This window comes from Angustibacter sp. McL0619 (genome assembly GCF_049994355.1).
GTDB lineage: Bacteria > Actinomycetota > Actinomycetes > Actinomycetales > Angustibacteraceae > Angustibacter.
This window is the reverse complement of the sequence record NZ_CP188257.1, coordinates 3,753,071-3,774,042: the sequence shown is the minus strand read 5'-3', so window position 1 is coordinate 3,774,042 and position 20,972 is coordinate 3,753,071. Positions and strand designations below refer to the sequence as shown.

Annotated in this window: 21 protein-coding genes; 13 read left to right on the top strand and 8 right to left on the bottom strand. The window is 71.0% G+C overall.

What is annotated here, in order from left to right; all coding sequences use genetic code 11:
- Position 1 precedes the first annotated feature (1 nt).
- Genes ACPPVT_RS17485 through ACPPVT_RS17475 form a run of 3 tightly spaced genes read left to right on the top strand, consistent with a single transcriptional unit; the run spans position 2 to position 2,779 of the window.
- On the top strand, positions 2-805 hold the full coding sequence (locus tag ACPPVT_RS17485) for an enoyl-CoA hydratase-related protein (protein WP_426562476.1): 804 nt from the start codon (positions 2-4) through the stop codon (positions 803-805).
- A gap of 57 nt (positions 806-862) precedes the next feature.
- Positions 863-1,531, top strand: coding sequence for a response regulator transcription factor (locus tag ACPPVT_RS17480; RefSeq protein ID WP_426562474.1), 669 nt, complete (start codon positions 863-865; stop codon positions 1,529-1,531).
- A 21-nt stretch (positions 1,532-1,552) separates the two neighbouring features.
- Positions 1,553-2,779 carry a sensor histidine kinase gene (locus ACPPVT_RS17475; protein WP_426562472.1) on the top strand — a complete coding sequence of 409 codons (1,227 nt, stop codon included), beginning with the start codon at positions 1,553-1,555 and terminating at the stop codon, positions 2,777-2,779.
- Positions 2,780-2,947: 168 nt separating this feature from the next.
- Here ACPPVT_RS17475 and ACPPVT_RS17470 read toward each other — a convergent pair whose 3' ends face one another.
- Positions 2,948-3,469, bottom strand: a complete 522-nt coding sequence (locus ACPPVT_RS17470; RefSeq protein WP_426562470.1) for a GtrA family protein — start codon at positions 3,467-3,469, stop codon at positions 2,948-2,950.
- Positions 3,470-3,680: 211 nt separating this feature from the next.
- Between ACPPVT_RS17470 and ACPPVT_RS17465 the strand changes: the two genes are divergently transcribed.
- The 3 genes from ACPPVT_RS17465 to galE all read left to right on the top strand — a co-directional run bounded on the left by ACPPVT_RS17465 (position 3,681) and on the right by galE (position 6,470).
- A complete protein-coding gene (locus ACPPVT_RS17465) occupies positions 3,681-4,787 on the top strand; it encodes a 5-(carboxyamino)imidazole ribonucleotide synthase (protein ID WP_426567193.1) in 1,107 nt (368 codons plus the stop codon).
- Positions 4,784-5,326, top strand: a complete 543-nt coding sequence (gene purE / locus ACPPVT_RS17460) for a 5-(carboxyamino)imidazole ribonucleotide mutase (RefSeq protein WP_426562467.1) — start codon at positions 4,784-4,786, stop codon at positions 5,324-5,326. The genes ACPPVT_RS17465 and purE overlap by 4 nt, the downstream gene beginning before the upstream one ends.
- 157 nt (positions 5,327-5,483) lie before the next feature.
- Entirely contained in the window at positions 5,484-6,470 is a 987-nt protein-coding gene (gene galE / locus ACPPVT_RS17455) for a UDP-glucose 4-epimerase GalE (protein WP_426562465.1), read from the top strand.
- On the opposite strand, the gene ACPPVT_RS17450 is transcribed toward galE, so the two are convergent.
- The 4 genes from ACPPVT_RS17450 to ACPPVT_RS17435 form a co-directional block, all read right to left on the bottom strand.
- Positions 6,471-7,073 carry a hypothetical protein gene (locus ACPPVT_RS17450; RefSeq protein WP_426562463.1) on the bottom strand — a complete coding sequence of 201 codons (603 nt, stop codon included), beginning with the start codon at positions 7,071-7,073 and terminating at the stop codon, positions 6,471-6,473.
- Between the two features lie 114 nt (positions 7,074-7,187).
- Positions 7,188-8,033: a class II fructose-bisphosphate aldolase gene (locus ACPPVT_RS17445; RefSeq protein WP_426562461.1), complete on the bottom strand. Its 846-nt coding sequence runs from the start codon at positions 8,031-8,033 to the stop codon at positions 7,188-7,190.
- Positions 8,030-8,953, bottom strand: coding sequence for an SIS domain-containing protein (locus ACPPVT_RS17440; protein WP_426562459.1), 924 nt, complete (start codon positions 8,951-8,953; stop codon positions 8,030-8,032). The genes ACPPVT_RS17445 and ACPPVT_RS17440 overlap by 4 nt, the downstream gene beginning before the upstream one ends.
- Positions 8,950-9,903 carry a carbohydrate kinase family protein gene (locus ACPPVT_RS17435; RefSeq protein ID WP_426562457.1) on the bottom strand — a complete coding sequence of 318 codons (954 nt, stop codon included), beginning with the start codon at positions 9,901-9,903 and terminating at the stop codon, positions 8,950-8,952. The genes ACPPVT_RS17440 and ACPPVT_RS17435 overlap by 4 nt, the downstream gene beginning before the upstream one ends.
- A gap of 97 nt (positions 9,904-10,000) precedes the next feature.
- Between ACPPVT_RS17435 and melA the strand changes: the two genes are divergently transcribed.
- Positions 10,001-11,308 (top strand): alpha-galactosidase, encoded by a 1,308-nt coding sequence (melA, locus tag ACPPVT_RS17430; RefSeq protein ID WP_426562455.1) that lies wholly within the window; start codon positions 10,001-10,003, stop codon positions 11,306-11,308.
- Between the two features lie 9 nt (positions 11,309-11,317).
- On the opposite strand, the gene ACPPVT_RS17425 is transcribed toward melA, so the two are convergent.
- A complete protein-coding gene (locus ACPPVT_RS17425; protein ID WP_426562453.1) occupies positions 11,318-12,088 on the bottom strand; it encodes a DeoR/GlpR family DNA-binding transcription regulator in 771 nt (256 codons plus the stop codon).
- A gap of 195 nt (positions 12,089-12,283) precedes the next feature.
- Here ACPPVT_RS17425 and ACPPVT_RS17420 point away from each other — a divergent pair, with 195 nt between their 5' ends.
- Genes ACPPVT_RS17420 through ACPPVT_RS17405 form a run of 4 tightly spaced genes read left to right on the top strand, consistent with a single transcriptional unit; the run spans position 12,284 to position 16,876 of the window.
- Positions 12,284-13,615: an ABC transporter substrate-binding protein gene (locus ACPPVT_RS17420; RefSeq protein WP_426562451.1), complete on the top strand. Its 1,332-nt coding sequence runs from the start codon at positions 12,284-12,286 to the stop codon at positions 13,613-13,615.
- Positions 13,612-14,601, top strand: a complete 990-nt coding sequence (locus tag ACPPVT_RS17415) for a carbohydrate ABC transporter permease (protein WP_426562450.1) — start codon at positions 13,612-13,614, stop codon at positions 14,599-14,601. Before ACPPVT_RS17420 ends, ACPPVT_RS17415 begins: the two co-directional genes overlap by 4 nt.
- Positions 14,598-15,458: a carbohydrate ABC transporter permease gene (locus ACPPVT_RS17410; protein ID WP_426562448.1), complete on the top strand. Its 861-nt coding sequence runs from the start codon at positions 14,598-14,600 to the stop codon at positions 15,456-15,458. Before ACPPVT_RS17415 ends, ACPPVT_RS17410 begins: the two co-directional genes overlap by 4 nt.
- Positions 15,458-16,876, top strand: coding sequence for a DUF5123 domain-containing protein (locus tag ACPPVT_RS17405; RefSeq protein WP_426562446.1), 1,419 nt, complete (start codon positions 15,458-15,460; stop codon positions 16,874-16,876). Before ACPPVT_RS17410 ends, ACPPVT_RS17405 begins: the two co-directional genes overlap by 1 nt.
- A gap of 31 nt (positions 16,877-16,907) precedes the next feature.
- On the opposite strand, the gene ACPPVT_RS17400 is transcribed toward ACPPVT_RS17405, so the two are convergent.
- Positions 16,908-17,336: a CoA-binding protein gene (locus ACPPVT_RS17400; protein WP_426562444.1), complete on the bottom strand. Its 429-nt coding sequence runs from the start codon at positions 17,334-17,336 to the stop codon at positions 16,908-16,910.
- Positions 17,333-18,682 carry a UDP-glucose dehydrogenase family protein gene (locus tag ACPPVT_RS17395; RefSeq protein ID WP_426562442.1) on the bottom strand — a complete coding sequence of 450 codons (1,350 nt, stop codon included), beginning with the start codon at positions 18,680-18,682 and terminating at the stop codon, positions 17,333-17,335. Before ACPPVT_RS17395 ends, ACPPVT_RS17400 begins: the two co-directional genes overlap by 4 nt.
- Before the next feature lie 81 nt (positions 18,683-18,763).
- Between ACPPVT_RS17395 and ACPPVT_RS17390 the strand changes: the two genes are divergently transcribed.
- Complete coding sequence (locus tag ACPPVT_RS17390; protein WP_426562440.1) at positions 18,764-19,753, top strand: LLM class F420-dependent oxidoreductase; 990 nt, start codon at positions 18,764-18,766, stop codon at positions 19,751-19,753.
- Positions 19,754-19,784: 31 nt separating this feature from the next.
- Positions 19,785-20,939, top strand: coding sequence for an acyl-CoA dehydrogenase family protein (locus tag ACPPVT_RS17385; protein ID WP_426562438.1), 1,155 nt, complete (start codon positions 19,785-19,787; stop codon positions 20,937-20,939).
- Positions 20,940-20,972: the final 33 nt, after the last annotated feature.

Sequence of the window (20,972 nt, the reverse complement as noted above, 5' to 3'; positions counted from 1 at the left end):
CGTGAGCGATGAGCTGATCGACCTGGACAACGTCAGGCTGCGACCGCTGGGCGAGCACGTCGTCGAGCTGGTGCTGGACCGCCCCGAGGCGATGAACGCGATCTCCACGGCGATGGCTCGCGACCTGGCGGCGGCGACCGCGGCGCTCGCGGCCAGCCGCAGGACGCGTGCGGTGGTGCTGTCCAGCGCCGCCGAGCGGGCCTTCTGCGTCGGCGCCGACCTCAAGGAGCGCAACGGGTTCAGCGACGCGGACCTGATCGCGCAGCGGCCTACCACCGCAGCCGCCTACCGCGGGGTGCTCGAGCTGCCCATGCCGGTGGTCGCCGCGGTGCACGGCTTCGCGCTCGGCGGCGGCTTCGAGATCGCGCTGTCCTGCGACCTGGTCGTGGCCGACGAGACGGCCGTGGTCGGGCTGCCGGAGGTCAGCGTCGGGGTCATCCCCGGCGGGGGCGGGACGCAGCTGCTGACCCGGCGAGTGGGCTGGTCGCGGGCCGCCGACCTGGTCTTCACCGCGCGCCGGCTGAGCGCGCAGGAGGCACTGGCGCTGGGCTGCGTGGACCGCGTCGTCCCAGCCGGCGGCGCTCGCGAGGCGGCCATCGAGCTCGCCACCGCGATCGCCGCCAACTCGCCGGTCGGGCTGCGTCAGGCCAAACGCGCGATGCGCCTGGGCCTGGACGTCGACCTGGCCACCGGACTCGCCGTCGAGGACTCCGCCTGGCGGGCCACCGCGTTCTCGCCGGACCGCGCGGAGGGGGTGCGGGCGTTCGCCGAGCGACGCGCTCCGCAGTGGCCCTCGGATGCGTGAGTGACGGGTTTCACGCATGATCACAAAGTGGACGCCGCTGCCCCTACGATGACGCGCATGACGCGGGTGCTGCTGGCCGAGGACGACGCCTCGATCGCCGAGCCACTGGCCCGTGCGCTGCGCCGCGAGGGGTACGAGGTCGACGTCCGGGCCGACGGACCGAGCGCGCTGGCCGGCGCTCGCGACGGGGTCGACCTGGTGGTGCTGGACCTGGGCCTGCCGGGCATGGACGGCCTGGACGTCTGCCGTGAGCTCCGAGCGTCCGGCAGCGAGGTCCCGGTCCTGGTGCTGACCGCCAGGGCCGACGAGGTGGACACCGTGGTCGGCCTGGACGCCGGTGCGGACGACTACGTGACCAAGCCTTTCCGGCTGGCCGAGCTGCTGGCCCGGGCGCGCGCCCTGCTGCGCCGCGGTAGCCACGAGTCCGAGCCGTCGCCGCGGGTGCGGATCGACGCGGAGGCCCGGCAGGCGTTCCTGGACGACGACGAGCTGCAGCTCACCGCCAAGGAGTTCGACCTGCTGCGCGTGCTGGTGCGCGAGGCCGGGCGCGTCGTCCCGCGCGAGCAGCTGATGCGTGAGGTCTGGGACGCGGACTGGTACGGCTCGACGAAGACCCTGGACATGCATGTCTCGTGGCTGCGCCGAAAGCTCGGCGACGAGGCCGGCCAGCCGCGGTTCATCGCCACGGTCCGTGGCGTCGGTTTCCGGTTCGAGCGGGACGCCTGAGCCGCGCCGGTGCGCGCTCGCATGCTCCGCTCGGCGCTCATCGCGGCCGCCGTCGGGGTTCTCCTGGTCGGGGTGCCGCTGCTCGGGCTGGGCGCCTGGACGGTGACCCGGCAAACCGAGTCCGACCTGAGCCGCCGGGCCATGGTGCTGCAGCTGCTGGTGGCCGGCTCGACCGCCCCGCTGCCCGAGCTCGCCGGCCAGGTCGAGCTGCTGCTCGGCCAGGGCCGGAACGCGGGGCACCTGCATGCCCGGATCTCCTCGCCGGACGGGGTGCTGGACGTCGGCACGGCGCCCACCGGTCAGGTGATCCGCCGTTCGGTCAGCCAGGACGATGTGATGGTCGCCGTGGACATCGAACGCTCGGTCCTCAACTGGGAGGTCGCCGAGTTCGGGCTGGTCATCCTCGGGCTGTCGTTGGTCGCTTTCGGGGTCGCCACGTTGTCCGCGCTGTGGCAGGCCCGGCGGTTGGTCGAGCCGCTGGAGGTGCTCGCCGACAACGCGGACCGGCTCGGCCGCGGCGAGTCCCGGCTGCGTCCGGTCAGCAGCGGGGTCGCCGAGCTGGACCGGGTGGCCGAAGGGCTGGAGCGCAGCGCCGCCTCGATGACCGCCGCGCTGGCCGCCGAGCGCGAGTTCGCCTCGGACGCGAGCCACCAGCTCCGCACGCCGCTGACCGCACTGTCCATGCGGCTGGAGGAGATCGCCACCAGTGAGGAGGTGGACGAGGTCCACGAGGAGGCGCGGGTCGCGCTCAACCAGGTGGAGCGGCTCACCCAGGTCGTGGACAGCCTGCTGGCCCGCTCGCGGCTGCAGCGCCGGGCGACCGTGACGTCGGTCAACCTCGGCGAGCTGCTGGACCAGCAGGTCGAGGAGTGGACGCCGGCGTTCCGCGAGCGGCGACGCCGGCTGGTGCTGCACCCGCTGGAGAAGATCTCGGTGGTGGCGACCCCGGGGGCGCTGTCCCAGGTGATGGCCACGCTGGTGGAGAACAGCCTGCAGCACGGGCGCGGCACGGTGTCGATCACCGCGCGGCGGACCGGTCGGTCGGTGGTCGTCGAGGTCACTGACGAGGGCGAGGGCGTGCCGCCGTCCCTGGGCTCGCGGATCTTCGAGCGGTCGGTCAGCAGCAGCGGCAGCACCGGTCTGGGGCTCGCGCTGGCCCGTGACCTAGCCGAGGCGGACGGCGGGCGGCTGGAGCTTGTGCGGGCCCGTCCGCCGGTGTTCGCCGTCTTCCTCAGCGCCGTCGACTAACCCCCGCATGCCCCCCAGCTCTGAGTGTCGCGGCGCAACGCAGCTACGAACCTATTGGAGTAGCGGCACGCAGTCCCACAAGCGCTGAACAGGGACTGCGTGCCGCTACTACGAACCTATTGGAACTGCGTTGCGCCGCGACACAAAGGGGCACGAGGTGGGCGTGGGTCAGTCTTGGACGGCGGGGGCGTGCTCATCGTGGTGCTTGCCCAGCACCTCGTCGTCCGCCAGCTCGGCGGTGAACACGAACGTGCGGTAGGCCCAGAAGCGGAACAGGGTGCCCAGCAGCAGCCCGACACCGTTGGCCGAGATGTTGTCGTCCCGGGCCGTCGTCAGGTCGAGCACGTAGTGGCTGAACCACAGGCAGGCCACCGAGATGAGCATGCCGATCACGTTGAACGCCACGAACAGCGCGAACTCGTGCGCCGCCTTGAGCCGACCGCGGTGGCGGAAGGTCCAGATCCGGTTGCCCAGCCAGGCGACGACGGTCGCGCACGTCGCCGAGATGACCTTGGCCGTGATCGGCTTGGCCTCCAGCGGGCCGCCGTCCCCCAGGCCGTAGCGGAGCAGGTTGAACACGCCGACGTCCACCACGAACGCGACCGCGCCGACGGCGCCGAACTTGATCATCTCGCGGACGACGACGTCCATCGCGCCGCGGGCGCGGTCGAGCAGCGAGCTGAGGGCCAAGTCGGGCTCCGTACCGGGGCTGGCGGGTCTGCGGGCGCGCAGCCGGGGTGCCCGCGCGAAGGTCAGGGTAGCCCCGTCGGCTGACAGAGGCCCGCCGACTAGGCTCGCCGTCGTGGGTGAGACGACTGCAGCCGACGTGTCGCCGGACGCCGTACGCCACCCTGGGGGGTTCCCGCTCGTCGGGGTCGTGGGCGCGGGGCAGCTGGCCCGGATGATGCTCGCCCCGGCGACCGCGCTCAGCCTGGGTCTGCGCGTGCTCAGCGAGGCGCCGGACGCCAGTGCGGCCCTGGTCGCGGCGCAGACCCCGCCCGGACTGCACACCGATCTGCCCGCCCTTCGCCGGCTGGCCGCGGACTGCGACGTCGTCACCTTCGACCACGAGCACGTCCCGCCCGAGCACCTGCGCACCCTCGAGGCGAGTGGTGCCGTGCTGCGCCCGAGCGCCGCCGCCCTGGTGCACGCCCAGGACAAGCTCGTCATGCGTGAGCGACTCAGGGGGATCGGCGTTCCCTGCCCGCAGTGGGCACCCGTGCGCACGGCCGGCGACCTCGTGGACTTCGGCGAGCGGGCGGGCTGGCCAATCGTGCTGAAGACCCCGCGCGGCGGCTACGACGGCAAGGGCGTGCTGGTCGCCTCGACGGTGGCGGACGCCGCGGACTGGCTTGACCGGCTGGACGGCGAAGGCGCGCTGCTGGCCGAGGAGAAGGTCGACTTCCGGCGCGAGCTGGCGGTGCTGGTCGCGCGCAGCCCGATGGGTCAGGCCGCGGCCTGGCCGGTGGTCGAGACGGTTCAACAGAACGGGATCTGCACTGAGGTCATCGCGCCGGCACCAGGCCTGTCGCCGGCGTTCGCGGCGTCCGCCACGGAGGCCGCGCTGCGGATCGCGGGGGCGCTGGACGTCACCGGCGTGCTGGCGGTCGAGCTGTTCGAGACCGGCTCCGAGGACTGTCCCGAGTTCGTCGTCAACGAGCTCGCGATGCGGCCGCACAACAGCGGGCACTGGACCATCGACGGCTCGGTGACCAGCCAGTTCGAGCAACACCTGCGCGCGGTGCTCGACCTACCGCTCGGGGACACCTCGCCGCGAGCCCGCTGGACGGTGATGGCCAACGTCCTGGGCGGCGACTATCCCGACCTCTACCCGACGTACAAGCACCTGCTGGCGCATGATCCGGCGCTGAAGGTGCACCTGTACGGCAAGTCGGTGCGGCCGGGTCGCAAGCTCGGCCACGTCACGGTGTGCGGGGACGACCTGGCCGACCTGCGCGAGCGGGCCCGGCACGCGGCGGACTACATCCAGGGAGTGGTGACGCAATGACGGGGACGTCGGGGCCGCTGGTCGGCGTGGTCATGGGCAGCGATTCGGACTGGCCGGTGATGGAGGCGGCCAGCAAGGCGCTGGACGAGTTCGGCGTGCCGCACGAGGTGGACGTCGTCTCGGCGCACCGGATGCCGCGCGAGATGCTCGACTACGGTGCCGCGGCGGCCGAGCGCGGGCTGCGGGTGCTGATCGCCGGCGCCGGGGGAGCGGCGCACCTGCCGGGGATGCTCGCGTCGGTGACGACGCTGCCGGTGATCGGGGTGCCGGTTCCGCTGCAGTACCTGGACGGGATGGACTCGCTGCTCTCGATCGTGCAGATGCCCGCCGGTGTCCCGGTGGCCACGGTGTCGGTCGGCGGTGCGCGCAACGCCGGGCTGCTCGCCGTCCGGATCCTGTCGGCCGGTGCCGATGGTGACGCGGAGGCGTTGCGGCGCAAGATGTCCGACTTCCAGAGCGAGCTCGGTGCGCAGGCGCACGCCAAGGGTGAGCGGCTGCGCTCGCGGCGCGCCGGCAACGTCGGCTTCGGCGCCGGCTGACCATCGCCCTGGTTGCTCCACCCCACCCGGTTTGCTCAGCTCAGCCCGCTTCGCCGGGCCAAAACACCGGGCCGGGCTGAGTAAACCGGGCTGGGTGGAGCAACGACGGGGGAGTCCAGCGGGTTGGTGCAGGTGGAGTCCCGGTAGGTTTCTGCGCATGACGTGGCTGGTGACTGGCGGGGCGGGATACATCGGCGCGCACGTGGTGCGGGCACTGCGTGGGGCTCAGGTGGACGTCGTCGTGCTGGACGACCTGTCCACCGGGGACGCCTCGCGGATCGGTGACACGCCCCTGGTGCACGCGTCCCTGCTCGACCGGGAGCAGGTGGACCGCGCCATCGCCGAGCACGACGTCACGGGGGTCGTGCACATCGCTGCGAAGAAGCAGGTCGGCGAGAGCGTGGCCGACCCGTTCTACTACTACCGGCAGAACGTGCTCGGCCAGCTCGTGCTGATGGAGGCCATGCGGGACGCGAACGTCAAGCGTTTCGTGTTCTCCTCGTCCGCCGCGACCTACGGTGCCCCCGAAACCGCGCTGGTGGAGGAGAAGAGCCACCTGGTGCCCGAGTCTCCGTACGGCGAGACCAAGGTCGTGGGGGAGTGGCTGGCCAAGGACGCCGGGACCGCATACGGCGTCCGGTCAGTCTGCCTGCGGTACTTCAACGTGGCGGGCGCCGCGACCCCAGAGCTCGGCGACCCCGAGGCGCTCAACCTGATCCCGATGGTCTTCCAGCGGCTGACGGCCGGCCAGCGCCCGCGCATCTTCGGCGATGACTACCCGACGCCGGACGGCACCTGCATCCGCGACTACATCCACGTCGCCGACATCGCCTCGGCGCACCTGGCGGCCGCGCACCACCTGGACGGCGACGGCGAGTCACTCTCGCTGAACATCGGCCGCGGGCAGGGTTCCTCGGTCCGTGAGGTGATCGGGATGATCGGTGAGGTGACCGGCCTGGACGTCACCCCGGACGTCGTCGCGCGCCGTCCCGGCGACCCGCCCCGCACGGTTGCGTCGGCTGACGCGATCCGGCACTACCTGGGCTGGGACGCACGGTACGACCTGCGCGACATGGTCGAGTCGGCCTGGGCGGGCTGGACGCTCCGTCACCCCGAGGTGGGCGACCTGCCGCGGGTCAGCTAGTCAGCCGATCGAGCTCTCGACCACCCGCCGCCGGATGAAGGCGACCAGCTCGGCGTGGCGATCGTCCTGGGCCAGCCCGCCGACCAGCTGCTCCAGCTCGGCGGACGGTCCGTCATCGGCGAGCAGCAGCGCAACCGCGGCCTCGCGGGGCCGGATCCAGATCTCCTGCATCCTGGTGCTCGGCTCTCGCACGTAGGCCAGCAGGTTCCTGCGGTCGAGCAGGCGGATCAGGCTGGGAACCACCTGGCGCAACAGGGTCGTGAGCTGCTCGCCGGTGGCGTCGTCGTCCAGGTCGAACGACCAGTGGTCTCGCATCGCGATGGTCTGCTTGCCGGGAACCTGCAGCCGATCGGTCCACAGACCACCGGGTGCTCCCTGGGCGTCGCCGTTGCGGTTGACGAAGTCGAGGTACGCCTTCGGCGTCACCGCGAAGTCGACGAAGAACTCCGCGTCGTGCACCGCCAGCTTGAACGCGCTGACGGCCACGACCGCGTAGTCACCGGAAGGCGACGCCAGCCAGAAGGCCCTGCCTTTGCGTTTGAAGCCAGCGTCCTTCAGGACCGGCGCCACCCGGTCCCGCACCACTTGGTCGAGCGGCTTCATGATGGCCCCACACGAGTTCGGTTCGGCCCGGTCGTCCTGCAGTCGGACGCCGACGGCAGCAGGCACTAGGGCACGGGCCCGTCATCGTCCCGACAAGCACCGGGAACCATGCGCTCAGCCGAGCGCCCCCAGCAGGGCGCCGACCGTGTCAGCCATGGCATCGCGCGCGGGCGCAAGGTACTTGCGCGGATCGACCAGAGCTTCGTCCGCCTGCAGGCAGTGCCGGATCGCCGCGGTCATCGCGAGGTTCAGGCCGGTCCCGTAGTTGACCTTCGCGATGCCGGCCCGGACGGCGAGCCGCAGCTCGTCCTCGGACACACCTGAGGAGCCGTGCAGCACCAGCGGCACCGGCAGCCGGTCGCGCAGCCGAGCAATGAGCTCGGCGTCCAGGTGCGCCGTGCGGCTGGTCATCGCGTGCGAGCTGCCGACCGCGACGGCGAGGGCGTCCACCCCGGTGGCGGCCACGAAGGCGGCGGCCTCGTCCGGGTCGGTGCGGACGCCGGGCTGGTGCGCGCTGGACGGCGCGTCAGCCTTGCCACCGACGTAGCCCAGCTCGGCCTCCAGCCAGAGCCCGGCCCCGCGGGCGAAGGCGACGGCCTCGCGGGTGCGCTCGATGTTCTCCTCGTGCGGCAAGGCGCCCGCGTCGTACATCACCGAGCTGAACACCGACCCGGCAGCCTGGGCGAGCAGGTCGGGGTCGGTGACGTGGTCCAGGTGCAGGGCGACCGGCACCGGGCAGTGCCTGGCGACCGCGGCCGTGGCCAGCGCCACCGGCTCGAGCAGCCCGCCGTGGAAGCGCACCGCGTTCTCGCTGATCTGCATGATCACCGCGGTGCCGGTGGCCCCCGCGGCCTGCGCGATGGCCTCGGCGTGCTCGAGGGTGATCACGTTGACCGCCGCCACCGCCCGGTGCCGGCGGGACGCCTCGGCGACCAGGTCACCCGTGCGCACCACGGTCATGGCGTCGGCCGGGCGTCCTGGGCCAGCACCACCGACCGGGTCAGGTTGCGGGGCTGGTCCGGGTGCAGCCGCTGGGCCTGCGCGCGGCTGACCGCCAGCAGCTGGGCGCGGACCAGGTCGGCGACCGGGTCCAGCTCGGCGTCCACCAGCTGCGCGCCGGTCGCCGCGATGTCCGAGGCCAGCCCGGGCACCGGCCGGCCGAACACCCAGACCGCGCGGCCGGGCTGGGCGACCGAGATCGGGCCGTGCCGGTACTCCATCTGCGGATAGGCCTCGGTCCATCCTTGGGCGGCCTCGCGCAGCTTCAGCGCTGCCTCCTGGGCGACCCCGAACGCCCAGTCCTGACCCAGGAAGGTGATCTGGTCGACGTGCACCAGCTCGGGCGGGTAGGGGTTCTCGCTGGCCAGCACCTCGCTCGCCTGGGCGATCACCGGCTCGAGCGACTCGCCCAGCGAGCCGCGCAGCAGCATCAGCACGGTGGTCGCGAACACGGTCTGCACCACCGACAGCTCGTCCGCGAAGTCCAGCACGATCGTGTGGTCCGCGACCTGCTCGACCGGACTGTCGCGCACCGCCGTGATCGCGACGACGGGGGAGCCCGTGGCCTCGATGGCGCGAACCACCTCTGTCGTGGTGCCTGAGCGCGAAATCGCGACCACCCGGTCGTAGCGGCGGGCGGCGGGGAACTGGCTGGCGGCGAAGTGATCCGTCTCGCCGGCACCGCCGAGCTCACGGCGCGAGGCGTAGGCCGCAGCCATGAACCACGACGTGCCGCAGCCGATCACCGCGACCCGCTCGCCGGGCTGGGGCAGCAGGTCGGTCAGGTCGGGCAGCAGCGACAGGGCGGTCGCCCATGCCTGCGGTTGGTGTCGGATCTCGCGGCCGACGTGCGTGGCGGCGTGCCCGGTGTCAGTGCTCATGTGGCCTTCCCCTGGTCGAGCAGGTCCTTGCGCGTCGGCTGGCCGGCGGTGCCGCCGAGCGCCGCGACGGCGAACGCGCCGGCCGTCGTGGCGCGCTGCAGGCACTCCTGGAGCCCGAGCCCGTCCAGCCAGCCGTCGAGGAACGCGGCGTCGAAGGTGTCGCCGGCGCCGGCGGTGTCGACGGGCTGCCGCCGCGCACCTCTGACGTGGACGACGTCCCCGTCGAGGGTCGTCGCGAACGCACCGTCCGCGCCGTCCTTGACCACGACGAGCGGGCCGCGAGAGGCCAGCGTCGCCGCCGCGCGGCGGGGGTCGCCGTCCCGGCCGATCGCCAGCACCTCGGCGCGGTTGGGCAGGAAGACGTCGAGGTGGGGCAGCAGCGCGTCCACCCCGAGCCACTGCCCGTGCGGGTCGTCGTTGGTGTCCAGGGACGTCGTCAGGCCGGCCGCCCGGGCCTCGGCGAGCAGTTCGGGCAGCTCGGTGGCCAGCGCGGGCTGCAGGAACAGCGACGCGACGTGCAGGTGCGCGACCCCGCGCCCACAGGCGGCGCGGACGGCGCTGCGGACCTCCGCGGCGGTGACCGTCGGGATCGCGCCGGGCAGGGTGAGGATGGCGCGGTCCTCGCTGGCGGACAGCACGACCGTCAGCCCGGTCGGTACGTCGTCGCGGCGCAGGACCGGACCGACGTCCACGCCCGCGCCGCTGAGGTCGCCCAGCAGCCGGTCGCCGAACACGTCGCGCCCGATCGCGGCGACGATCGAGACGGGTCGGCCGAGTCTGGCCAGCCCGTGCGCGGTGATCGCGGCCGAGCCGCCGATCGTCAGGGTGGCCTGGTCGAGCAACTGCTCCACCTGGCCGAACTTCGGGACGACGTCGCCGGTGAGGATCAGGTCGGGGTTCAGGTCGCCGACGACGAGCACCCGGTGAGGGGCGGCGACGACGTCTGACATGGCTGCACTTTCGCAGACCTCTGCTCTACCTGTCCAGAATCAATCACGAATACTGTTCAATCTTGCTCGGTTCTGGGTCCCGTGGCATGCTCGCCGGATGACCACGGTGTGCTTCGTCGGCGCCGGCTCCGCGGTGTTCACCCGCCAGCTGCTGCGTGACCTGCTGTCCTTCGCCGACCTCGGCCCGCTGACGCTGGTGATGCACGACCACGACCCGCGCCGGCTCGAGCTGGCACAGGGGCTGGCCCGGATCGCGATCGAGCGGCACGGCAGCGAGGCGACGGTCCGCGCGGACGGCGACCGGCGCAGTGCGCTGACCGGCGCCGACTTCGTCATCAACGCGGTGAACATCGGTGGCCACGCCGCCACGGTCACCGACTTCGACGTCCCCGCGCGGTACGGGCTGCGCCAGACGATCGCCGACACGCTCGGCGTCGGTGGGGTCTTCCGAGGGCTGCGGACCTTCCCCTTCCTGGACGCCCTGGCCACCGACATCCGTGCGGTCTGCCCCGACGCGTGGTTGCTGAACTACACCAACCCGATGGCGATGAACATCCAGTACCTGGCGACCGCGCACCCGCAGGTCAACGTGCTGGGGCTGTGCCACTCGGTGTTCTGGACCGTGCACGACCTGTGCGAGCTCGTCCAGGTGCCGCTGGAGCAGGTGCAGTTCCACAGCGCCGGGGTGAACCACCAGGCCTGGCTGCTGCGCTGGGAGCGTGACGGCCAGAGCCTGTACCCGCTGCTGGACGAGCGGATCGCCGCCGACGCCGAGCTGCGCCGCCGGGTGCGGGTGGACCTGTACCGCCGGCTCGGCTTCTACCCGACCGAGACCAGCGAGCACTCCAGCGAGTACGTCCCCTGGTACCTGCACGACGACACCGAGATCGAGCGGCTGCGGATCCCGGTGGGCGACTACATGCAGATCAGCGCGGACAACGCCGCGGAGATCGAGTCACTGATCCCGCAGGTAGCCGCCGGGCAGTACGTGGAGCCGGACGAGGACGCCGTCGAGTATGCGCCGCAGGTGATCCACAGCATGGTCACCGGAACCGCCCGCACCATCCAGGCGACGGTCGCCAACACCGGTCTGATCGGCAACCTCGCTGCGGGAGCTGGGGTCGAGGTCCCTTGCGTGGTCGACCAGGACGGCGCCCGACCTGTCGCCGTCGGCGACCTGCCCCCGCAGTGCGCGGCGTTGAACCGGCAGTTCCTCTCGGTCGTCGGGCTGACTGTGCAGGCCGCCGTGCAAGGCCGCCCGGACCACGTGCGCCAGGCGATGATGGTCGACCCGAACACCTGCGCGACGCTGTCGGTGGACGCCATCTGGCGGCTGGCCGACGACATGGTCGCGGCGCACGGCGACCGGCTGCCACCAGCACTGCGGGAGCCGTTGGCGCTGTAGGGACGTCGGTCAGGTCGTGCGGACCAGGTGCACCCGCGGCCCTAGCCGTCGCAGCTGCTCGACGTCCGCCGGAGCCGCCTTGTCGTCGGTCACGATGTCGGAGGCGGTCGCGATGTCGCCGATCTTGGCGAACCCGCGCCGTCCGATCTTGCTCGAGTCGGCGACCACGATCACCCGCGCGGCCGAGCGCACCAGCGCCCGGTTCGTGTGCGCCTCGACCTCGTGGTGGGTGGTGAAACCGGCGGTGGGATGCACGCCGTCGACGCCGATGATCGCCACGTCCAGGTTGATGTTCGACAGCGTCAGCTCGGCCAGCGGGCCGACCAGCTCGTAGGACTCCGAGCGGGCGCTGCCTCCGCAGACGACGAGCTCGATGTTGGAGCGTACGGCGAGCTCGGAGGCGATGTTCAGCGCGTTCGTGACGACCCGCAGGTGGGTGCGGGAGGCCAACGCGCGGGCCACCTCGGTGGTCGTGGTGCCTCCGTTGAGCCCGACCGAGCTGACGTCCGCGTCGATCAGCTCGGTCGCGGTCTCGGCGATCGAGCGCTTGGCCTCGAAGTGCTGGCCGCCGCGGTAGCGCATGGGCAGCTCGTACAGGACGCCGGACGCGACCGCTCCGCCGTGCGTGCGGGTCAGCAGCTTCTGCTTCTCCAGCAGCTGCAGGTCCCGGCGGACCGAGGCCTCGGAGACCGACAACCGGTCGGCGAGCCCGCCGACCCCGACCGAACCGTGCTCGTTGAGCTCCTGCAGGATGAGCCCGAGCCGGTCCTCCTGTCGCATGTCGATCACCATACGCGCAAGGACGCGTTCATTTCGAGCAGAATCCGTCATCAGATTGCTGCGGCTGGCAGACTGACTGCGTCATCGCGCTGACTGCCCGCTCAAGACTCTTGACCGGCCTTCAAATAGCGTGCAAAACTGCGCACGAATCGCGCTCGACTGTGCTTGCTTCGCTCGTCGACCAGGGAGTGACCGATGGCTGCTTACCGACTGACAGTTCGTGCAGCCCAGGTGTCGCGAGCCCGCCGGGCCGTGGTCGCCGTCGGGCTGGGCGCCGCCCTGCTGGCCGGCTCGGCGGCGTGCGGCGGCGGCAGTAGTGGCGAGGACGCCAGCTCGGACGCCGGGACCGACATCACGGTGTCGCACGGGTACACCGATGCCGAGGCCGACGCCCTGAAGACGCAGGCCGACAAGTGGAACACCGAGAACCCGACGATGAAGGTGAACCTGCTGTTCAACGGCGGCAACGACAGCGCCCTGCAGAAGACCGTCGCCGGGTTCACCGCGGGCAACTACCCGGACGTCGCCTACGAGTACGGCTCGTCCGCCGCGCAGCTGGCCCGCCAGCCCAAGTTGGTCGACCTCACCGACAAGGTCAAGGCGAGCGGCTTCAACTGGGACGACTTCTACCCCTCCGAGCGCCAGGCGTCGACGGTCAACGGCAAGGTCGTCGGCATCCCCGCGCTGGTGGACGACCTGAGCCTGGTCTACAACAAGAAGCTGTTCGCCGCGGCCGGCGTTCCCGAGCCGACCAACGACTGGACGTGGGAGCAGTTCCGGGACGCCGCCAAGAAGCTGTCGAACCCGAGCACCAAGACCTACGGCTGGGCCTACGTCAACGACGGCAGCGAGGACACCGTCTGGCGCTACCTGGCGATGCTCTGGCAGGCCGGCGGCGAGATGCTCAGCGGCGACAACACGAAGCCGGCGTTCGACTCGCCGGCCGGCCTGGCGGCGCTGCAGCAGCTGCACGACATGGCGGTCACCGACAAGTCGGTGTACCTGGACACCGGTAACGGCAACTACTCCAACCTCTTCAACAGCGGCAAGATCGCGATGCTGTGGACCGGGCCATGGGACCTGTCCAGCATCAACGACGACGTGCAGTACGGCGTCACCTACCTGCCCGGTTACAACGGCAACCACGAGACCATCTCTGGCCCTGACCTGTACATGCTGTTCGACCACTCCAAGGCGGGCGTGAACACCGCGGTCAAGTTCGTGAGCTGGCTGACGTCGGCGCCTGTGCACCTGGACTTCGCCATCGCCACCGGTGACCTGCCGCTGCGCAAGTCCGAGACCACGCTGCCCGGGTATCAGACGTTCCTGAGCAAGTACCCGGCCGAGAAGGTGTTCGTAGCCAACCTGGACAACGTCAAGCACGTGCGGCCGAACCTCGCGTCGTACGCCGAGGTCTCCACCGCGGTCGGTCAGATGGTCCAGTCGGTGCTGCTCGGACAGGCCGAGCCGGCCGCTGCGCTGAAGACCGGCAGCCAAGCGGTGGCGAGCGTGCTGGCCGGTTCGTGAGCTCGACGGTGGAGCACCGGCCGGACTCGGCCCGGTCCCGGCGCCCGCGCACCATCCTGGCGCGCGGGCCGCAGCCGGACGGACGACGCCCCGCCCGCTTGACGATGGGCGGCCGTGAGGCCCTGTCCGGCTGGTTGATGATCAGCCCGAGCCTGCTGCTGATCGGGCTGTTCGGTCTGGTCCCGGTGGTCTGGTCGTTCGTGCTCTCGTTCCAGCGCAACGACCTGCAGACCCCGCCGACCTGGGTCGGGCTGCAGAACTACGACCGGCTCAGCCAGGACCCGCTGTTCTGGCACTCGGTGGGCCGCACCGTCCTCTACACCGCGCTGTTCGTCCCGATCACGCTGGTCCTCTCGCTGCTGGCAGCCGCCGCACTCAATCGCCGGATCCGCGGGATCACGGTGTACCGGCTGGCCGTGTTCATCCCGGTCGTCACCTCGACCATCGCCACCGGGGTGATCTTCACCTGGCTACTGGACCCCGACTACGGTCTGGTCAACGCGGCGCTGAGCAAGGTGGGGCTGCCCACCTTCGAGTTCTTCGCCTCGCCCACGCAGGCGCTGCCTGCCGTCGTGCTGATGACGGTCTGGGGGTGGGTCGGCTTCGGCGCGCTGATCTTCCTGGCCGGGCTGCAGGGCATCCCCACCGACCTGGTGGACGCCGCGAAGATCGACGGCTGTTCGACCCGGACGGCCTTCTGGCGGATCCAGGTGCCGCTGATGCGGCCGGTCAGCGGCTTCCTGCTGGTCTGGCTCACGATCAACGCGCTGCAGCTGTTCGACGAGGTCTACGCGACGACCAAGGGCGGGCCGGCGAGGTCCACCACCGTCGTCGTGTACTACCTGTACCAGCAGGCCTTCCAGTTCTTCCACGCCGGCTACGCGGCGGCCATCGCGGTGGTGCTGTTCGTCGCCATCGCATCGATCACCCTCATCCAGCTGCGCGTCACCCGTGAGCGCTCGGACACCGGCGAGGTCGGGCCATGACCACGCTGGACAGCACCGAAGTCGTTGTGGCGCAACGACGTCGCAGGCACCTGCCGCGGCCCTCCGGCTGGCACCTCGCGCTGATCCCGATCGCGCTGCTGATGGCGACCCCGCTGCTCTGGATGCTCGTCACCAGCCTGTCGACCCTGGCTGAGACCCGGCACTTCCCACCCGAGCTGCCCTCGAGCCTGCACTGGGACAACTACGCGCAGGCGTGGACGGACTCGCCGTTCGCGCGCTGGATGCTGAACAGCACGATCGTCTCGGTCACCTGCGTGCTGAGCAACGTGGTGCTGTGCAGCCTGGCCGGGTACGCCTTCGCCCGGCTGCGGTTCCGCGGGCGCCAGGTCGCCTTCCTGGCCCTGCTGGTCACCTTGATGGTGCCGTTCCAGGTGGTGATGATCCCGACCCTGCTGATCATCAAGCACCTGCATCTGGTCGACACCCTGCCGGCGCTGATCGCCCCGAACCTGGTGACGGCGTTCGGGATCTACCTGCTGCGCCAGTTCTTCGTCTCGCTGCCGGTCGAGCTCGAGGAGGCGGCGCTGATCGACGGCGCCGGTCGCCTGCGCATCCTGTTCCGGGTGCTGCTGCCGTTGATGGGGCCACCCCTGAGCACCGTTGCGGTGCTGACCTTCCTGTCGGTCTGGAACGACTTCCTGTGGCCGCTCGTCGTCACGTCCTCGCCGGACGTCATGACGGTCCAGCTCGGGCTGTCCACCTTCCAGAGCGCCCATTTCACGAACTGGCCGATCCTGATGGCCGGCACGCTGATGAGCCAGCTGCCAGTGCTGGTGCTCTTCGTCGCCGGCCAGCGGTTCTTCGTCAGCTCCATCGCGAACACGGGGATCAAGTGATGACGTCTCGAGCCGTAGCCGTCCTGTCTGCCGTCCTGCTCGCCCTGGTGGCCGGCGCCGCGCCCGCCGCGGCGGCCGCAGCGGCCACGCCCGCCACGGTGGTGATCGTCGCGCCGCACGGCTCGGACCGGGCCGCCGGCACGGCGGGCCACCCGATGCGCACGATCGATGCGGCCCTGCGCCGGCTGCCGGCCGGTGGGCGCATCGAGCTGCGCGGCGGGGTCTACGACCAGCGGGCCCGGCTGGTCGGCGTGCACGACGTGTCCCTGCTGCCGTACCGGCACGAGCACCCGGTGCTGTCAGGCGCGGGCCTGGTGGCGCCGTCCGGCCTGACCGCGCTCATCGAGATCGCGGACAGTGCCCGGGTGACCGTGTCCGGGCTCGACGTCACCGGCTACCGCACCGAGCAGCTCGACGTGACGCCGGCTGGGATCTACGTGCACGGGCACGACACGGCCGTCCGGATCGTCGGCAACCACGTGCACGACCTGGGCAACGACAACTCGACGTTGGGCAGCTTCGACATCGACGCGCACGGCATCGCGGTCTACGGCGACGACCCGCAGGCGTCCGTGACCGATCTCGCGATCGACGGCAACGAGGTCGACCACCTGCACCTGGGTGCCAGCGAGAGCGTGGTCGTCAACGGGAACGTGGACGGCTGGACGATCGCCCGGAACCGCATCCACGACAACGACAACATCGGCATCGACGCGATCGGCTTCGAGCCGACGCTCAAGGGCGCGTACCGGTACACCGAGCTCAATCGGGCGCGCAACGGCGTGATCGCGGAGAACTCGGTGGCCCGGATCGTCTCGCGCGGCAACCCGGCGTACTGGGAGGGCGGGTCCGGTGCCGCCGCCTGGTGCAACTGCGCGAACGGCATCTACGTCGACGGCGGCACGCACATCGTGGTGCGGGACAACGTGGTCACCGACGACGACATCGGGATCGAGGTCGCCGCGGAGAACCCCCGCGGGTCGGCGGACCACGTGCTGGTCAGCCACAACGTGGTGACCGGCAGCCTGTTCACCGGCATCACCACCGGCGGGTACTGCAACGGCGCCGAGGACTGCGGCGACGTCCGGACCGGCACGTCGCACGACAACGTCTTCGACGGCAACTGGCTGCGCGGCAACAACCGGCTGGACGACGGATCGCCCGAGCTGCTGGTCCAGTACTACAGCTCGGACAACACGTTCACCCACAACACGATCATCGCGACCAACTCCGCGCACGTGGTCTACGGCACTGTGCCGAGCGGGTCGGAGCAGCGAAACCGCAGCGACCACAACAGCTTCAGCGCGGTCGGCGTCCGCGCCGCGCAGCTCGAGTTCGGCTGGTCGGGACATACGTACACCGGCTTCGCCGCCTACCGGCACGCCACCGGCCAGGACCAGCACTCCACGGCGCGCTAGTCGCGGGCTTCGCGATGCCCGCGGTGTGCGGTCAGCGAAGGCCGAGGGCAGGCGCCTCGATCTTCGGACAGGTGTCCATCACGACGTCCAGCCCGGCGGCTGTGGCGCGCGCCGCGGCCGCTTCGTCGATGACGCCGAGCTGCAGCCAGACGGCCCCGATGCCGAGCCGTTCGCGCTGCTCGATGGCCTGGTCCACGATCTCGCCGACCCGGCGGCTGTTGACGAAGCAGTCCACCACCGCGACCTGTACGTCGTCCGGGATGTCGGCCAGCCGCCGGTAGCCGGCCTCGCCGAACACCCCTTCACCGCGCGGGTTCACCGGGATGACGCGCAGGTCGAGCCGACTGCGCAGCCAGTCGGACACGCCGTACGCCGTGCGCGCGGTGTTCGCGGACAGGCCCACCACGGCCCAGGTGGCGGGTGTGGTCAGCAGCCGACGGACGACCTGCGAGTCGTTCACGCCTGGTGCGCCACCGCGGTCGGGCGGCCCAGCGCGCGCAGCGTCCAGCCGGCGTCGGTCCAGCGGTGCACGTCGAGCTTGTTGCGCCCGTCGATGATCCGGCGGGTCGCGACCACCTGGCCTGCCACGGCCGGGTCGAGATCGCGGTACTCCTGCCACTCGGTCAGGTGCAGCACCACGTGCGCGCCCTGCATCGCCTCGAGCGCGGAGTCGGCGTAGTCGAGGTCGGGCCAGCGGCGACGGGCGTTCGCGATCGCCTGCGGGTCGTGCACCGTGACGTGCGCGCCCTGCAGTCGCACCTGGGCCGCGACCGAGAGGGCGGGGGAGTCGCGGACGTCGTCGCTGTCCGGCTTGAAGGCGGCACCCAGCACGGCCACCCGCTTGCCGATGAAGGAGTCGTCGCACTGCTCGCGGGCAAGGTCGACCATCCGTGAGCGCCGCCGCATGTTGATCGCGTCGACCTCACGCAGGAAGGTCAGCGCCTGGTCGGCGCCCAGCTCGCCGGCCCGTGCCATGAAGGCCCGGATGTCCTTGGGCAGGCAGCCGCCGCCGAAGCCGATGCCGGCCCCGAGGAACTTGGCGCCGATCCGGTCGTCGTGGCCGATCGCCTCAGCGAGGGCGACGACGTCGGCGCCGGCCGCCTCGCAGACCTCCGACATCGCGTTGATGAACGAGATCTTGGTGGCCAGGAAGGAGTTGGCCGAGACCTTCACCAGCTCGGCGGTCGCGTAGTCGGTGACCACCACGGGCGTCCCGTCCGCGATCGTCGCGGCGTACACCTGGTCCAGCAGTGCCTTCGCGCGCGCACCGCGCTCGCCCGGATGCACGCCGTACACCAGCCGATCGGGGTGCAGGGTGTCCTTGACCGCGAAGCCCTCACGCAGGAACTCGGGGTTCCAGGCGAGGCTCACCTGGTCGCCGCCGGGCGCCTTCGAGCGGAGCATCTGCTCAAGCCGGCTCGCCGTGCCCACCGGGACGGTCGACTTGCCCACCACGAGGGTGGGGCCCTGCAGGTGCCGGGCGAGCTCCTCGAACGAGCTGTCGACGTACCGCATGTCGGCGGCGTTCTCGCCGGGTCGCTGCGGGGTGCCGACGCACACGAAGTGGACGTCGGCGTCGCTGGCCAGCGCGTAGTCCGTGGTGAAGGTCAGGCGGCCCGACGCAAGGGCCGACGTCAGCAGCTCGGGCAGCCCCGGCTCGTAGAACGGCGCCCGGCCGGCGGCCAGCTCGGCGATCTTCGTCTCGTCCACATCGAGGGCCACCACCGTGTGGCCGAGCTCGGCCATAGCCGCTGCGTGAACCGCCCCGAGGTAGCCGGTACCGATGACAGAGAGGCGCAAAGACATGGCCGCGAGCATACCTGGTGCTGCGGGGTCCCTCTGTGCGCCCGTCGTGCGCCCCCGGGGACCCGCTCGTAAGGTGGCCGCATGCGCTTCGGCATCTTCGTACCCCAGGGCTGGCGGCTCGACCTGGTCGGGATCGACCCGGCCGACGACTGGTCCACCATGCTCCGGCTCGCCCAGCGGGCCGACGCCAACGAGGTGTGGGAGTCGATCTGGGTCTTCGACCACTTCCACACCGTGCCGGCGCCGACCGCGGAGTCGACGCACGAGGCGTGGACGCTGATGGCGGCCTTCGCGGCCTCCACCAGCCGGGTCCGGCTCGGCCAAATGTGCACCTGTATGGCGTACCGGAACCCGGTGTACCTGGCCAAGGTCGCTGCGACCGTCGACCACGTCAGCGGCGGCCGGGTCGAGATGGGTATAGGGGCCGGCTGGTACGAGCACGAGTGGCGCGCCTACGGGTACGGGTTCCCGCGGGCCGGGGAGCGCATCGCCATGCTGGACGAAGGCGTCCAGATCATGCGCCAGGCCTGGACCGACGGCGTCGCCACCCTCGACGGTCAGCACTACCAGGTGGACGGCGCGATCTGTCGTCCGCTGCCGGTTCAACCGGGCGGCATCCCGCTGTGGATCGCAGGCGGTGGCGAGCGCAAGACGCTGAGGATCGCCGCGCAGTACGCGCAGTACACGAACTTCGACGGCGAGATCGACACCTTCAAGCACAAGTCTGCGGTGCTCGCGGAGCACTGCCGCGAGGTCGGCACCGACTTCGACGCCATCGTGCGCACCGCGAACTACAACGTGTTCATCGGCCGGGACGAGGCCGAGGTCGAGGAGAGGCTGCGCTGGTACCGCGCGCAGCGCGAGCCGCTCGTGCCCGCCGAGCGGCTGGAGGGCTACGTTGAGATGCAGCGTGGCGGCACGCTGGTCGGCACCCCGGAGCAGCTGGTCGAGCGGCTGACCGCGCTGCAGGCCGCCGGCATGACGTACACGATCACCAACTTCGCGGGGATGGCCTACGACACCGAGGACGTCGAGCTGTTCGAGCGCGAGGTCATCCCCGCCCTGCAGTGACCGAAGTGACCGGCCGGTAGGATAGTCGCCCGTGACCGACTTCGACCTGTTCCGGCTCAGCGACGACCACGAGGGCCTGCGTGCGGCGGTGCGTGCCGTCGTCGACGCGAAGGTCGCGCCGCACGCCGCTGAGGTGGACGACAAGAGCGTCTTCCCGCAGATGTCCTACGATGCGTTGCGCGCTGCCGACTTCCACGCCCCGCATATCCCGCAGGTGTACGACGGGGTCGGCGCCGACGCGCTCGCCACCTGCCTGGTGATCGAGGAGGTGGCGCGCGGCTGCGCGTCGTCCTCGCTGATCCCGGCGGTGAACAAGCTGGGCACCATGCCGCTGCTGCTCGCCGCGAGCGAGGAGGTCAAGGCCAGGTACCTGCCGCCGGTGGCCAGCGGCGAGGCGATGTTCAGCTACGGGCTGTCCGAGCGCGAAGCGGGCAGCGACACCGCGAGCATGCGCTGCAAGGCGAGCGAGGACGGCGACCACTTCGTGCTGAACGGGCACAAGTCGTGGATCACCAACGCCGGCATCAGCGAGTACTACACCGTGCTGGCCGTGACCGACCCCGACGCGGCGCGCGGCCGCGGGGTGAGCGCGTTCGTGGTGGAGAAGTCCGACGAGGGCTTCACCTTCGGCGAGCCGGAGCGCAAGCTCGGCATCAAGGGCAGCCCCACCCGCGAGCTGCACTTCGACAACTGCCGGATCCCAGCCGACCGCATGGTGGGGGCCCGAGGTGAGGGCCTGAAGATCGCGCTGAGCACGCTCGACCACACCCGAGTCACCATCGGCGCGCAGGCCGTCGGCATCGCCCAAGGCGCCCTCGACGCGGCGCTGGCGTACGTCAAGGAACGCAAGCAGTTCGGCAAGGCCGTAGCCGAGTTCCAGGGCTTGCAGTTCATGCTGGCCGACATGGCGATGAAGCTCGAGGCGGCCCGGCAGCTGGTGTACGTCGCGGCGGCCAAGAGCGAGCGCGGCGACGCGGACCTCCCGTTCTTCGGCGCGGCCGCCAAGTGCTACGCCTCGGACGTCGCGATGGAGGTCACCACGGACGCCGTCCAGCTGCTCGGCGGGGCCGGCTACGTCAAGGACTTCCCGCTCGAGCGGATGATGCGTGATGCCAAGATCACCCAGATCTACGAGGGCACCAACCAGATCCAGCGACTCGTGATGGCGCGCCAGCTGCTCAAGTAGTCGAGAAGGCGCGTTTGCGAACCTTCGAGGTCG